The organism is Tundrisphaera macrotermitis (assembly GCF_051175315.1).
GTDB lineage: Bacteria > Planctomycetota > Planctomycetia > Isosphaerales > Isosphaeraceae > Tundrisphaera.
The window spans coordinates 6034773-6047635 of record NZ_CP195100.1 but is presented as its reverse complement, the minus strand read 5'-3'; the positions used below and the strand labels follow the sequence as shown (position 1 = coordinate 6047635).

At 67.6% G+C, this 12863-nt stretch carries 14 protein-coding genes, 1 tRNA gene and 1 pseudogene; 3 read left to right on the top strand and 13 right to left on the bottom strand.

Annotation, left to right across the window (positions count from 1 at the left end; all coding sequences use genetic code 11):
• Nucleotides 1-9: 9 nt before the first annotated feature.
• From TA3x_RS24395 to nuoB, 10 genes and pseudogenes are all read right to left on the bottom strand, one after another.
• Nucleotides 10-1716, bottom strand: a complete 1707-nt coding sequence (locus TA3x_RS24395) for an NADH-quinone oxidoreductase subunit N (RefSeq protein ID WP_435017276.1) — start codon at nucleotides 1714-1716, stop codon at nucleotides 10-12.
• A gap of 35 nt (nucleotides 1717-1751) precedes the next feature.
• Complete coding sequence (gene nuoK / locus TA3x_RS24390; RefSeq protein ID WP_435017275.1) at nucleotides 1752-2078, bottom strand: NADH-quinone oxidoreductase subunit NuoK; 327 nt, start codon at nucleotides 2076-2078, stop codon at nucleotides 1752-1754.
• Entirely contained in the window at nucleotides 2075-2749 is a 675-nt protein-coding gene (locus TA3x_RS24385; RefSeq protein ID WP_435017274.1) for an NADH-quinone oxidoreductase subunit J family protein, read from the bottom strand. Before TA3x_RS24385 ends, nuoK begins: the two co-directional genes overlap by 4 nt.
• Complete coding sequence (nuoH, locus tag TA3x_RS24380; RefSeq protein WP_435017273.1) at nucleotides 2746-3963, bottom strand: NADH-quinone oxidoreductase subunit NuoH; 1218 nt, start codon at nucleotides 3961-3963, stop codon at nucleotides 2746-2748. Before nuoH ends, TA3x_RS24385 begins: the two co-directional genes overlap by 4 nt.
• A 23-nt stretch (nucleotides 3964-3986) precedes the next feature.
• On the bottom strand, nucleotides 3987-4343 hold the full coding sequence (locus TA3x_RS24375) for an NADH-quinone oxidoreductase subunit A (RefSeq protein ID WP_435022430.1): 357 nt from the start codon (nucleotides 4341-4343) through the stop codon (nucleotides 3987-3989).
• Nucleotides 4344-4381: 38 nt separating this feature from the next.
• On the bottom strand, nucleotides 4382-4645 hold the full coding sequence (locus TA3x_RS24370) for a hypothetical protein (protein WP_435017272.1): 264 nt from the start codon (nucleotides 4643-4645) through the stop codon (nucleotides 4382-4384).
• 188 nt (nucleotides 4646-4833) lie between these two features.
• Nucleotides 4834-5232 (bottom strand): hypothetical protein, encoded by a 399-nt coding sequence (locus TA3x_RS24365; RefSeq protein ID WP_435017271.1) that lies wholly within the window; start codon nucleotides 5230-5232, stop codon nucleotides 4834-4836.
• A 16-nt stretch (nucleotides 5233-5248) separates the two neighbouring features.
• Complete coding sequence (locus TA3x_RS24360; protein ID WP_435017270.1) at nucleotides 5249-5980, bottom strand: 4Fe-4S binding protein; 732 nt, start codon at nucleotides 5978-5980, stop codon at nucleotides 5249-5251.
• Complete coding sequence (locus TA3x_RS24355) at nucleotides 5977-7059, bottom strand: NADH-quinone oxidoreductase subunit D (RefSeq protein ID WP_435022428.1); 1083 nt, start codon at nucleotides 7057-7059, stop codon at nucleotides 5977-5979. The genes TA3x_RS24360 and TA3x_RS24355 overlap by 4 nt, the downstream gene beginning before the upstream one ends.
• Before the next feature lie 237 nt (nucleotides 7060-7296).
• A pseudogene (nuoB, locus tag TA3x_RS24350) lies at nucleotides 7297-8520 on the bottom strand (NADH-quinone oxidoreductase subunit NuoB); the annotation flags it as partial.
• A 524-nt stretch (nucleotides 8521-9044) separates the two neighbouring features.
• Here nuoB and TA3x_RS24345 point away from each other — a divergent pair.
• Entirely contained in the window at nucleotides 9045-9473 is a 429-nt protein-coding gene (locus tag TA3x_RS24345) for a response regulator transcription factor (protein ID WP_435017269.1), read from the top strand.
• A gap of 263 nt (nucleotides 9474-9736) precedes the next feature.
• Nucleotides 9737-10249 (top strand): hypothetical protein, encoded by a 513-nt coding sequence (locus TA3x_RS24340; protein WP_435017268.1) that lies wholly within the window; start codon nucleotides 9737-9739, stop codon nucleotides 10247-10249.
• 196 nt (nucleotides 10250-10445) lie between these two features.
• Here TA3x_RS24340 and TA3x_RS24335 read toward each other — a convergent pair whose 3' ends face one another.
• Nucleotides 10446-10865 carry a hypothetical protein gene (locus TA3x_RS24335; protein WP_435017267.1) on the bottom strand — a complete coding sequence of 140 codons (420 nt, stop codon included), beginning with the start codon at nucleotides 10863-10865 and terminating at the stop codon, nucleotides 10446-10448.
• Between the two features lie 252 nt (nucleotides 10866-11117).
• Here TA3x_RS24335 and TA3x_RS24330 point away from each other — a divergent pair, with 252 nt between their 5' ends.
• Nucleotides 11118-11303, top strand: coding sequence for a hypothetical protein (locus TA3x_RS24330; RefSeq protein ID WP_435017266.1), 186 nt, complete (start codon nucleotides 11118-11120; stop codon nucleotides 11301-11303).
• A gap of 221 nt (nucleotides 11304-11524) precedes the next feature.
• Here the strand turns inward: TA3x_RS24330 and TA3x_RS24325 are convergent.
• Nucleotides 11525-11598: transfer RNA gene (locus tag TA3x_RS24325), tRNA-Ile, on the bottom strand.
• 74 nt (nucleotides 11599-11672) lie between these two features.
• Nucleotides 11673-12818, bottom strand: a complete 1146-nt coding sequence (locus tag TA3x_RS24320; protein ID WP_435017265.1) for a CPBP family intramembrane glutamic endopeptidase — start codon at nucleotides 12816-12818, stop codon at nucleotides 11673-11675.
• Between the last annotated feature and the right edge of the window lie 45 nt (nucleotides 12819-12863).

The window sequence follows — 12863 nt, the reverse complement described above, 5'->3', positions numbered from 1 at the left end:
CCGGGCGGGTCACTTGGCCTGGGCGTCGGGCCCGATCCGCTGGACCGGCAGGGGGGCGGGGAGCAGGACCGGATCGATGTCGTCGTCGTCCTCCTCGAAGATCTCCGAGACCAGCGCCGCCCCGCCGACCCGGAACATCCGCGAGTGGGGGATGACCGACGCGTCGGTCACGGTCCGGGCGTAGATCCCGAACAGCACCGCGACCACCGCCGCCAGCACGATCGACGTGGCGATCGCCGGCGATGCCCGCCGCATCGGGACGCCCGAAGGGGGCCGGAGGAACATCGCCCGGATCACCCGCACGTAATAGAAGGCCGAGACCACGCTGTTCAGGAACCCGACCAGGACCAGCCAGAGGAAGGTCAACCGATGGGCCGAGTCCGGCGCGGTGTTCAGCGCCTCCATGAACAGGAACAGCTTGCCGAAGAAGCCGCCCAGCGGCGGGATCCCGATCAGGGAGACCATCAGGATCAGGATGCAGACCGCCAGCCCGGGCGAATGCGAGGCCAGGCCGTCGAGGTCGTCGATCCGCTCGGACCCCTTGTCCCGGAACAGCCAGGCGGCCACCGCGAACGCACCGAGCGTGGTGAACGAGTAGACGACCAGGTAGTAGAGCACCGCCCGAGATGCCGACGCGTTGTTCACCGAGACCACCGCCGCCAGCACGCCGACCAGTAGATACCCCGTGTGGGCGATCGACGAGTAGGCGAGCAGCCGCTTGAAATTGGTCTGCACCAGTGCCGCGACGTTGCCGAATGTCATGGTGGCCGCGGCGATCAGGGCGACCAGCCCGACCCAGCCGGCCGAGGCCGGGCCATTGGCGGCGCCCGGTTCCATCGTCGCGCGATAGGCCCAGGGGCCGAGCGACTGGACCATGACCTTCAGGAGTGCGATCACGCTGGCCAGCTTCGACCCGGTGGCGATCCACGCCGTGACCGGCGCCGGGGCTCCCTCGTAGACGTCGGGCGCCCACTGGTGGAACGGCACCGCCGCGACCTTGAAGCCGAACCCGACCAGCACGAGCAGCACGGCCATCGCCCTGGCCACGTCGCCATCCAGCCCTGCCCGCGCCCCGTCGGCCATCAACGCCTGGCCGATTCCCGCCAGCCGGGTCGTGCCGGTCAGGCCATAGACCAGGCTCAGGCCGAACAGGAACAGGCCCGATGAGACCGAGCCGTAGACGAAGTATTTGAGGCCGGCCTCGGGGGATCGTCCCTGCCCTTTCTCGAAGGCGGCGAGCAGGTAGAGGCAGATCGTCATCATTTCCAGCGACAGGAACAGCGTCACCAGCTCCTCGGAGGCGATCAGGAACAGCATCCCGACCGCCGCCCAGAGCGTGAGGGCGAAGTATTCGCCCCAGTGCTCGGTGAATCGCCAGGTCGTCGACAGGGCGACGACCAGCCCCAGCAGGATCAGCACCACGGCGTTGATCCGCCCCACCAGGGTTCCGCCGACCACCGTGCCCAGCATCAGCGACGGCTCGCGGTGCGTGGTGGGCGCCAGCCCGGGGATCTCGGGCAGGATCGTCGAGACCAGCGCCGCCAGGACGCCGATCAGCGTGATCAGCCCGAGCACCCGCCCCTTCCGGTCGGCCGAGGTGCGGCGGAGCAGGCCGAAGTCGATGCCCAGGACGACCAGCCCCCAGGTCGCCAGGATCACCTCCGGGGCCAGGTGCAGGAGGTCGCGGGGGTCGGGCGAGATCACGGTGACGGGCATCGAAGCGGGAACTCCGGGGGCTCGGCTCGGCGGGCTCAGCCCGAAAGGCTGTCGAAGCGGTCGACGTCGGCGGATTGCCGGCGGCGGTAGCAGAGCAGGATCAGGCCGATCCCGACCGCCACCTCGGCCGCCGCGATCGCGATCACGAACAGGGCCAGGATCACGCCGGACAGCGGGCCGTCCCCGGGCTTGATGGCGCCATATCGCCAGAACGCGACCAGGTTGATGTTGGCCGCGTTCAGGAGGATCTCCACGGCCATCAGCACCGCCACCGCGTTGCGTCGGACCAGGACGCCGAACAGGCCGATGGCGAACGAGGCCGCCGCGAACAGGAGGAACCAGGTCAAAGGGATGTCGTTCATGCCGCCCCCCCGTCCTGGCTCGCATTGGGGAGGACGGGCTCGACGGTGGAGCGCGAAGGCACGACCCGCCTCCGGCCCGATCCCACCCGGTCGGCCGGCGCATCGTCGCCGGGCCCGTCCTGCCGGGCCAGGGCGATCGAGCCGACCACGGCGGCCGTCAGCAGCAGGCCCACCAGCTCGAAGGGCAGGGCATAGCGGCTCATCAACTCATCGCCGAGGGTCCGGCCCATGTCGCTGACCGCCCGGCCGCGCGGGGTGGATTTCAGGGCAGGGTCGGGCCCGATCGCCGGCCGCTCGACCATCCGCGACCACGGGGCCCGCGGGCCCAGCCCCTTCTCGCGGCCGATGCCGAAGGCCATGACCGCCAGGAAGCCGACCGCCACGATCCCGGCCGGGATCATCCGGGTCCAGGGGCCTTCGGTGGTCTCGTCCCCCTGGACGTTCCGCGTCAGCATGATCCCGAACATCATCAGGATGGCCACGGCGCCGATGTAGACCAGCACCTGGACGATCGCGATGAACTCGGCTTCCAGCAGGATGAACAGGCAGGCCACGATGAAGAAGAACGCCACCAGGTGCAGCGCCGCGCGGACCAGGTTCCGGGCCATCACCGTGCCCAGGGCCGCCAGCAGCCCCATCGTCGCCAGTAGGAGGAAGACCAGGCGAATCACGGCGTCACCACCATCCCCTCGCGCGACCGGGCCGGGGCCCGATTCAGGGCGAACAGCCCCGCCACCGACCCCGCCGCCAGCGGCAACGTGACCAGCCATCCCAGCACCCACCGGGGCGAGGCCGGCCGGATCGTCAGTTCGTACCAGATCGCCGCGATCAGGATGTTCAGGATCGCCAAGGGCACGAGCACCTTCCAGGCGAAGTCCATCAGGCGGTCGACCCGCATCCGGGGCAGCGTGGCGCGGACCCAGAAGAAGACGAACACGAACCCGACGATCTTGATCGTGAACACCGTCATGTAAAAGAGATTCGTGAAAAGTGCCCCGTACCAGGTCCCGAAGCCGAACAGGTTCATCGGGAAGTCGCCGAGGAACGGCAGCGTCCCGCCCCCCAGGAACATCACCGTGGCCAGGCTGCTGGCCCCCAGGATGCCCAGGTATTCCGCCAGGAAGAACAGGCTCCAGCGCATCCCCGAGTACTCGGTGTGAAACCCGGCGATGATCTCGGATTCGGCCTCGGGCAGGTCGAACGGGGCGCGGTTCAGTTCGGCCACGCTGGCGATCATGAAGATCGCGAACGACAGCAAACCCGGCGGCGAGAACAGGAACCAGCCCAGGTCCAGTTGCCTGTCGAAGATCGCCACCAGGCTCAAGCTACCGGTCCACAGCACGATTGGGATCGTGGCCAGCACCTGCGGCAGCTCATAAGACACCAGTTGGGCCACCGCCCGCATGGCGCCGAGCAGGGCGAACTTGTTGCGGCTCGACCACCCGGCCAGGAACACGCCCAGGGGCGACAGGCTGGTCAGGGCGATCGCGAACAGCAGTCCCAGGGGCGGGTTGACCGCCGCCACCCCGGCGCCGATCGGGATCACGGCCAGGACCATGAATGAGGCGATCAGCAGCAGCACCGGGGCCAGCATGTGGACCCAGAAATCGCCGCCCTCCGGCACGAGGACTTCCTTGGTGATCAGCTTGATGGCGTCGGCGATCGACTGGAGCAGGCCGAACGGGCCGACGCGATTGGGCCCGATCCGGTCCTGGAACCGCCCGGCCACCTTGCGCTCGGCCCAGACCAGGTAGGCGACCACCCCCGGCAAGAGCCCGAACAGGACCCCCAGGGCGAGGAACCACCGGATCCAGGGGATGCCGTCGAACCCGGTGCCGAGCGTCGCGTGGCGTGCGCCCGCCTCGGCCCACAGGATCGGCATCATCGGGCCCGATCCCCACCACGCCGTCAGGCCCATCGCAGCATGCCCTTCGCCCACGCGTAGACCAGGCCGAAGGCCAGGATCACCAGGAAGATCACCATCTCGACCAGGGCGTAGAAGCCGAGCCCGGCGTAGCTGACGGCCCAGGGGTAGAGGAAGACCGCCTCGACGTCGAACACCACGAACAGCAACGCATACAGGTAATACTGAATGCGGAACCGGACCCAGGAGTCGCCCACGGTCAGGACGCCGCACTCGTAGGTCGCCGCCTTGGTCCGCGACGGCTTGCGGGGGGCGATCAGCCCGGTGATCACGATCGGGGCCAGGCCGAAGGCGATCGCGCCCGCCAGCAGGACCCCGAGGAAGACGTAGTTGACGATGATCATCGCGGGCCTTCTCGCTCAACCATCCCGGTCGGGTGTCAGGCGGGGACTTCGACCAGCTCGGATTGCTCGTCGAGGGCCACGTCGATGATCTCGCCGTCGTCGCGGCGGAGGCGGATGGTCTGCTGGCGGGCGTACAGGCCCTTGCCCCCCATCTCCATCCCGCCCAGGGGGCGGACGCCTTCGCGCTCGACGATGCCGACCACCTGGGTGGTCCACTCGCGGTGGCCGACGCGGACATGCTGGGTGACGCGGACGCGGGTGCCCGGCTCGAAACGAGGCTTCGGCGGCGTGGGGATCATCTCGGGCTCCAACGCTCCTTCCGGGACCGATCGACGGCCGGCCCCGGCACGGCTCATCCCGTGGGAAACGGGCATCTTACAGAGAAACATCGGGTCCGGGCAAGGCCCCAGGCCCCGATGGTTGTCGCCGACGATCCCTGGAGCGGCCATGCATTGAGACCCAACGGGCCGATCGTTCTCCGGCGAGATCAGGTCTCGATTGCTTCGCTATAGAAGAAGAGGAAGAGACCAATGCCGCAGGCATTGATGAAGAGGGCGATCATGTTGATTGCAGAATGGCCATTCATCGGGGGAGGTGGAGCAAAGACGTCCATCAAGAGCATCCGCCTCGCCGAAAGGGAAGCGGACGCGAGCGAGGCAACCGCACCCGACATCCCGTAGACGTAGCCGAACCAATCCCAGGTCACGACGGCAAATCGGGTGCGCTTGTCGATGTCGATATGTTGCGTAGCGTTGGCAAATAGGACGTCGCAAGCGATCGCCAGAACGATCGCGATCAGATCCAGGGAACGGGCACGATGCCGATCATGCTGTTTCGATTTTGCCACCCGATCGATCTCCGGATCGAACATCGTCGGTTTTGCCATTGATCAGCCCCATCGGCTATTCCGGCGGGGGTGAGGGAGGTTCAACGGTCGCCGGAGAAGACGCTACGGCCGCCAGTGCCTTCTGGAGCCGCTGCCCCTTCTTCTTGGCGACCTTGGCCCGCTCGGCCTGCTCGTCGGCGTCTGCGTACGCCTCGGGGTGGGTGCGGGCGTAGTAGTCGCTCGACACCAGCAGGTCTTGCAGGTCGTAGATGTGCGACTGGTGCCGCTCGTAGTTGGACAGCTCGAAGTTCTGGTCCATCTTGATCGCGTCGAACGGGCAGTACTCGGCGCACAGGCCGCAGTTCATGCACACGTCCATGTCGATGTAGAAGTCGGCGGGCAGGGGGACCGGCTTGCCGTCGGGCTTGGTCGCCTGGCTGATCCAAATGCACTGGGGCGGGCAGACCTTCGCGCAGATGTTGCACGCCGTGCAGCGGACGTTGCCGTCGTCGGCGTCGTAGATCAGCATCGGCAGGACGCGGAACCGCTCGTAGACCGGCAGCCGCTCGTCGGGGTACTCGACCGTGAACAGCCCCTCGGTGCGGGAGTCCTGCCGGATCGTCGGCCGGTCGGCCTTGGCGCGGGTCCAGAGGTCGACCGGCAGGTCGCCCCCGCCCCGGCGCCGGAGCGTGCGGCCGTCGCCCACCAGGAAGGTGCGGAGGAATCGCCGGAGGGTGATCCAGTGCCCGACCAGCAGGCCCTTGCCGAAACTCAAGGCCCGCCTTCGTTCCGCCCGAAGCATCGTCATCGATCGACCTCCCCGAGCACGATGTCGAGCCCGCCCAGGATCCCCACCACGTCGGCGATGGTGTGGCCCACGCACATCGATTCCAGGGCGGTCAGGTTGATGAAGCTCGGGCTCCGGACGTGGTAGCGATACGGGTTGGCCGAGCCGTCGGAGATGACGTAGTAGCCGAGTTCCCCCTTGGGGTTCTCGACCCGCGAGTAGGCCTCGCCGGCCGGCACCTTGATCAGGTACGTCTTCTTGCCCGCCAGGATCGGCCCGTCGGGCAGGTCGCGGAGGGCCTGCTTGAGGATCCGGACGCTCTCGCGCATCTCCTGGACCCGGACGTAGTACCGATCATACAGGTCGCCGTCTCGGCCGGTGATCACGTCGAACTGGAACCGATCATAGATGCTGTAGGGGGCCGCCCGGCGGACGTCGTAGGCCACCCCGGACGCACGCAGGACCGGACCGCCGGTCGAGAAGGCGATGGCCTGCTCCCGGGTCAGGACGCCCACGCCCTTGGTGCGATCCAGGACGATCTCGTTGGCCGAGAGGAGCCGGTCCAGCTCGTCGATCTTGCGATCGAGGCGGTCGTTGACGAACGGTCGGGCCCTCTCGACCCAGCCCGGCGGGAGGTCGAAGGCGACCCCGCCGAACCGGAAGTAGTTGCACATCATCCGGCTGCCGGCCGCCCACTCGAACAGGTCGAGGATCAGCTCGCGTTCCTCGATCGCATACAGGGCCGGCGTGAAGAACGCACCCAGGTCGTTGAGGAGGAAGCCGGTCGACCACATGTGGCTGGCGATCCGGGTCAGCTCGGCCATGATGACGCGGATGTACTCAGCCCGCTCGGGCGGCTTCGCCTCGTCGCCCATCAACTGCTCGACGGCCAGGGCATAGCCGAAGTTGTTGCCCATGCTGGTCAGGTAGTCGAGCCGATCGGTGAACGGCATGTTCATCAGGAACGTGTTGCGCTCGCCGATCTTCTCGTGGTTCCGGTGCATGTAGCCCATCACCGGCTTGAGCCCGACCACGGTCTCGCCGTCCACCCGGAGGTTCATCCGGAACACCCCGTGGGTGCTGGGATGCTGCGGGCCCATGCTCAGGACGAACTGGTCGGTATCCAACTCTCCCAGCGCGACACCGACCGGGGTCAGCTCGACCCCCTTGGGGTCGCCGTCCGGGTTGAGGCCGGCCCAGCCCTCATACCCCTGGGGGATCTTGACGTTGGGGCCGAGCGGGGCGAGTTCCTCCGAGCGGAAGTGCTGGCCGTCCTCGATCCGGCTGTCGAGGACCTTAGATGGCCCCTCGTAGTAGGGTTCGAGGAAGTCCTTGCGGAGCGGGTGGTAGGCGTAGCCGTCCCACATCAGGATCCGCTTCAATTCGGGATGGCCGGGGAACCGGACCCCGAACAGGTCGAAGATTTCGCGCTCCTGGAAGTCGGCCCCGGGCCAGATCGGCTGGACCGACGGGACTTCGCCCGCCCCTTCCGCCTCGGCCGCCCGGACCCGCACCGCGATCAACTGGCCGGCGGTGGTCGTGCTTTCCAGGTGATAGACGATCTCGATGCAATCGGCGTAGTGCACCGCCTGCAGGCTGGCCAGGTAGTCGTATCGCACCGGGTTCCGGTCGCGGAGGAACCGGGCCGCGTCGAGCCAGCGATCGGCCGGGATCAGCAGGGCGGCGCGGACGACCGAGGCCGTCCCCGCGCCGAACTCGGCGTCGATCCGCGACGCGAGTTCGGCGAGTTTCGCGGCGCCCGACCACACCAGGCTGGGGCGGGCCTCCGCCTGCTTCACCTTCTTGGTCGGCTTGGCGCCGGGGACGGCTTCCGCCGCGGGGCCTTCCACGGCCGGGGCGGGGATCTTGGGCGGGTGTTCGAGGGTGGCCTCGCGGGCCTCGACCAACCCGCGCGCGACCTTCTCGGCGGTGATCTCGACGGTGCGGAGGTCGATCAGGTCGGGGCCGAGGACCGGGATGGGCACGTCGCGTTCGACATCGTCGCGGTACCAGGGGGACCGGGTGATCTTCTCGCCGTCGATCTTCTTTTGGAGGGCGATAACGCCGTTGAGAAGCGCCTGGGGCGTGGGCGGGCAGCCGGGGATGTACACGTCGACGGGAAGATACTTGTCGATCCCCGAGACGACGTTGTAGCCCTCCTTGAACGGCCCGCCGCCCGAGGCGCAGGCGCCCATCGAGATCACATACTTGGGCTCGGGCATCTGGTCGTAGAGCCGCGCGATCATCGGCATCATCGTCTTGGTGACGGTGCCGGAGACGATCATCACGTCGGCCTGGCGGGGAGAGCCTCGGAAGACCTCGGCGCCGAACCGGGCGATGTCGAACCGGCTGGACGCCGTGCAGATCATCTCGATGGCGCAGCAGGCCAGGCCGAAGCCCAGGGGCCAGAGGCTGGACCGCCGCCCCCAGTTGTACACCACGTCGACCATGCTCAGCAGCTTGTCCCAATCCGTGACCAGGACGTGCTGTTCCAGCTCTTTCTGGAGCACGGGGTCGATCGCCGTGCTCCACTCGGGCCGCGTGATCGTGGGTCTCGGCATGGGACTCTCGGCGACCCTTCTTGCTGTCCATCCGGCGTCGGGGGCGGGCCGGCCCGGGCCCGCAAGGCCCCATGCTAAACGCCCGGCCCCCGGTTCGCCAGGGGGAAGCCGCTGGCCGCGCGGGGCCGGGATGCCCATGATGGAGGTATGGACCGACCTCGATTCGAAAGCAGGGTGGCGGGGCTGCTGGCGATCGTCGCCTGCGTGGCGTTCAACCTCTGGTTATTCCGCATGGGTCCGCTGCCGGGCCTGATCGGGCTGAACCTGACCAAGCACGTCGCAATCGCCGCGGTCTGCCGGAATGCCGGGGTGAATCGCAGGGAAGGGGAACTCCCGAAGCCCGATCGAAGCATTCACTTATGTCCGGGATCGCCCCCGGCCGGGGCTGCCCCGGCCGCCGGGGGGGGCATTGTGGGTGGGCGCAGGCCGTCGATCGGGCTATGATGCCGCCAGGCCGGCCCCGATGAAGGGGCCGAAATGGCCGACTCTCCGCTATGACGCGACCCAGGGAAGGATGGTGGCCGATGGATCGGCGAGGCTCTCTGCTCATCGTGGAAGACGAGGACATCCTGCGGATGCTGGTCTCCCAGTTCCTGAGGGCGGAAGGGTACCGGATCTGCGAGGCCGCCGACGGCGTCGAAGGGGTGGAGAAGTTCGCCGAGGAAGGTCCGTTCGACCTCTGCCTGGTCGATCTCAACCTGCCCCGGCTCTCGGGCGTCGAGGTCTGCCGGCAGATCCGCGAAGCAGCCCCATCCCAGAAGATCCTGATCTGCAGCGCGGCGATCGTCCCCCGGCACGAGACGGAACTCCGGTCCATCGGCGTCAACCAGATGATGACCAAGCCATACCACCCGGACGACCTCGTCGCCAACATTCGCCGCGAGATCGACCCCGGCCCCGGGTCGCCGATGATGACCCCGATCCCCCTGATGACCCCGGTCGGCGTGATCTGAATCGGGGCCGATGCTCCGCCTCGCGCCAGGGACGCCGGGGACTCGGGCCGCTCCGCCCTCGGGCGGGCCGTCGGATCGAAGGCCGCCCGGACCAGGTGAGGCGGCCGGCCGACTCCAGCCCGATCGCCGCGACACGCGGGCGGTTCCGATCGCTGGCGATTCTCGAAGCCTTGGACTAAGATGGTGCGATCGGTCGCGCCCGGACCGCGCCGGGCCCCGACGCCGAAACTCCTTGAGGTCCGCCGCGGCGGAGGACGGTCTGCATGGCAGGGAAACCCCAGAATCGCCGCGAGTTGCGTCGCCAGTATGACGCCGCCGAGCCCCTCGATCCGATGGAAGAAGATGCCGTCGAGATCGTCGAAGGGGACGATGACGAGGAAGAGCGCAAGCCAAAAAAGAAGAAGGCCCCCGCCAAGTCCAAGGCCAAGGCCGCCAAGCCGGTCAAGCCCTCGGCCCGGATGCGGATCGTCTGGACCGTGCTGAACGACGCCTTCAAGCCGGTCGGGACGTTCGAGTACTCCCAGAAGGAGGCCGCGCTGGCCCGCGCCGAGGAGCTGACGGCCAAGGGGAAGGGGACCCACTTCGTCCAGAAGACCAAGGAGGCGATGCCCGACAACGCCCCCGGCCTGGGCGCGGCCATCCCCCGGCCCGAACCCGCCGCCGAGCCGGTCGCCGCCAAGGTGGCCGATGCCGTCGCCGACGATGAAGAAGAAATCGAAGAAGACGAAGATCACGATGATGATGGTGACATGGACGATGACGACGGCGACGACTGATCGTCCCGCCGTCCCCGTCGCATCATCACGGATATCGCCGCGGCCAGGAGGGGCACCGAACGGCCCCATCCCTGGCCGATGGGGATCGATCATGGATCACCCCGGCTGATGCCCGGCTCGGGCGCAATCCCATCGACCCCTCATGCCGGCCGGGTCGGCTCGGGTTAACGCGGCCATCAAACCGAATCGTCGAGGCTCACCGCCCGTAATGGACGTGGGGCGGTCGGCGATACTGACCGATCGCGGCGCAGGTGATCGAATCGAGCCGGGGAGGATACGGGTAGCAGCCCGGCTCCTGGAGCAGATTCTTCCGGATCAGCCATTCGTCGACCGCGATGCGTTGTGAGGTGTTCTGGATCTTCCGGACATCGCGTTCCACGGCGGAGGCGTTACCCCGCTCCTCATCGCGCCGGAGTTTCCCCTGGAGAAAGCCGAGGCGTCGTTCGGCCTTCTGCTGGTTGACGATATCGTAGGCGGCCCCGGTGATCACGGGGTTCGTCGATCCGGCCGTCTGAAAAGCGTGCTCGTCCCCATCGGCATTGGCGCCGCGAGACGAGAGGAGGATCGCCGCGAGGGCGACCCCGGCGATCCTGGCCCGGCATGGAATCGCAATCATTCGTTTCTCCACACATCGAGTCCCTTCGATCTCCGCGTGAGGGGAGTCTATCACACGAATCGCGGGCCCTCGGTGAGGAGACGTCGAGGCCGTTCGCCGGGGTGGTCCGACCGGCGCGAGGCGGAATGGTGTCAGGACCGGACGGAGGGGATGGGCGACGGGCCCGGCGTCGTTTGACCGGCCCGGGACGCGCGGGCATGCTACCCCCGGTGTCCTGGTGGCGACCATCCTGACCCTCGGACGGGAACTCACATGAACAAACTCGAAGTCCCTTGCCCTTCGTGCGGCAGCCTCGAAGTGGTCGTGGGCGACCGGGCCGAATCCCCCGCGCGTTCACCGATCGGCGATGCGGAGAAGTCATTCGTCCCGCGTGTGCATCGCTGCGCGTGCCGGGATTGCCGCCACAACTTCCAGCACGATTTCGCCTTCAGCCTCTGAATCGGCATCCGAGTCGGGCGATGGGCCGCCCTCGCCTTGGCTCGGGCCCTTTCGCACGCCGCCTCGACCTGCTCCACCTCCCCTGGTCCCATGGGATTAGGGGGTGTGGAGGCCGAGCGATCCTGGGTCGGATCTTTGCTATCGGCTGCGTGATCGCCTCAGACTGAAGAACAAAAAAAGCCTCTCGATGGGATGATCCCACCGAGAGGCTTTTTGATGAATGGGCGCACCAGGATTTGAACCTGGGACCTCACCCTTATCAGGGGTGCGCTCTAGCCAACTGAGCTATGCGCCCGATTCGTTGTGCGTCTTGCAATTCGTTGCGACTCATGCAAGACGAGGGTTATCTTAACCGCGAATCCCGGCGAGTCAACGGGCTACCGCCCCAATCTGCGAAGGAGTTGTTTCGATGCTGTGAAAAGCCGGTCCGGGGATGGGGGCGGGGGCCTTCGGCGCGGCTGGCGTCATGGGTCCGGCCAGGAACAGCATCAGGGTGCTGATGCCGTTGAAGGTCATGTGCAGGGCGATCGGCCCGACCAGGCTCCCGGTCCTCTGGTAGAGGAAGCCGAGTCCCATGGAGAGCACGAACAAGGGCACCGGGGCCGGCCACTGGGGGCCGTGCAGCAGGGCGAACACCGCCGAAACCGCCATGTTGGCGAGGATCAGCCGCGAAGGGATCGCGACCTTCGGCGCAGGGTCGGCGGTGACGGGTGCCGCGGGCGGCTGATAGGGATTGAAAGGCTCGCCCTCGGCATCCTCGGCCTCGATGGAGATGGGCGTGAGGAAGGAGCCCTGGGCCGGCCCCGGATCCGAGTCGAGCCCACCGGTCCAGTCGCTCGCGGCGTCGGGTTCGTCCCGCTTTTCGGGTCGCATCGCCAGCCGGGTCAGCCATCCGAGCAGGACCCCGCGGAACAGGAGTTCCTCGGCGATCGGGGCCATGATCGACCCCGCGAAGAAGAGCAGGGCGACGGTCCCCGCCGATCGATCGTCCATCATGGCCTGCTGGAGCGGATGATCGCTCTTGCCCCATATGGCGACGCAGACCAGCATCAGCCCGAAGACGCACGGGGCCAGCAGCGGATAGGCGAGGACGCCCTCCAGGATCCTCCGCGCGAGGCCGCGGGCCTCGATGCCGAAGTCGCGGAGTCGGGCGCCCGAACTGGCCCGGAGCAGCAGGGGGATCAGGATCACGGCCGCGACGTTGGCGGCGGCCGAGAGGCCCATCTGCTCGGCCGGGCTGAATGGAGATCCCGAGGTCTTCGGAACATTCCCTCCGGGCGGCCTAGTGGCGATCAGGTAAAGGAGCGCCGTCACATTCTGCAATCCGAACCAGGCGAGGATCGAGCCGAGGACCGAGCCGGCCCCCCAGGGGACGACCCTCGGCGTCGAATCCGGCAAGACCGGCTGTTCGAGCAGGATCCGGACGAAGACGATCGCCCAGACGGCGACGACCGAGGCCATCAAGATCATCATCAGGAGGGCCGCGATCAGTTGGGTCGGGGTCAGGGGCGGCATGATGGCGGGCTCGTGGGCGCTCGGGGGGGCGATCCCGATTCGGGG

Excerpts from the sequence above, each read along its gene's own strand:
- TA3x_RS24370 (WP_435017272.1), bottom strand. The coding sequence starts at position 4,645 with ATGATCCCCACGCCGCCGAAGCCTCGTTTCGAGCCGGGCACCCGCGTC.
- TA3x_RS24345 (WP_435017269.1), top strand. The coding sequence starts at position 9,045 with ATGGATCGGCGAGGCTCTCTGCTCATCGTGGAAGACGAGGACATCCTG.
- TA3x_RS24365 (WP_435017271.1), bottom strand. The coding sequence starts at position 5,232 with ATGGCAAAACCGACGATGTTCGATCCGGAGATCGATCGGGTGGCAAAA.
- nuoK (WP_435017275.1), bottom strand. The coding sequence starts at position 2,078 with ATGAACGACATCCCTTTGACCTGGTTCCTCCTGTTCGCGGCGGCCTCG.
- nuoH (WP_435017273.1), bottom strand. The coding sequence starts at position 3,963 with ATGATGCCGATCCTGTGGGCCGAGGCGGGCGCACGCCACGCGACGCTC.
- TA3x_RS24360 (WP_435017270.1), bottom strand. The coding sequence starts at position 5,980 with ATGACGATGCTTCGGGCGGAACGAAGGCGGGCCTTGAGTTTCGGCAAG.
- TA3x_RS24340 (WP_435017268.1), top strand. The coding sequence starts at position 9,737 with ATGGCAGGGAAACCCCAGAATCGCCGCGAGTTGCGTCGCCAGTATGAC.
- TA3x_RS24395 (WP_435017276.1), bottom strand. The coding sequence starts at position 1,716 with ATGCCCGTCACCGTGATCTCGCCCGACCCCCGCGACCTCCTGCACCTG.
- TA3x_RS24355 (WP_435022428.1), bottom strand. The coding sequence starts at position 7,059 with ATGGGCCCGCAGCATCCCAGCACCCACGGGGTGTTCCGGATGAACCTC.
- TA3x_RS24330 (WP_435017266.1), top strand. The coding sequence starts at position 11,118 with ATGAACAAACTCGAAGTCCCTTGCCCTTCGTGCGGCAGCCTCGAAGTG.
- TA3x_RS24335 (WP_435017267.1), bottom strand. The coding sequence starts at position 10,865 with ATGATTGCGATTCCATGCCGGGCCAGGATCGCCGGGGTCGCCCTCGCG.
- TA3x_RS24320 (WP_435017265.1), bottom strand. The coding sequence starts at position 12,818 with ATGCCGCCCCTGACCCCGACCCAACTGATCGCGGCCCTCCTGATGATG.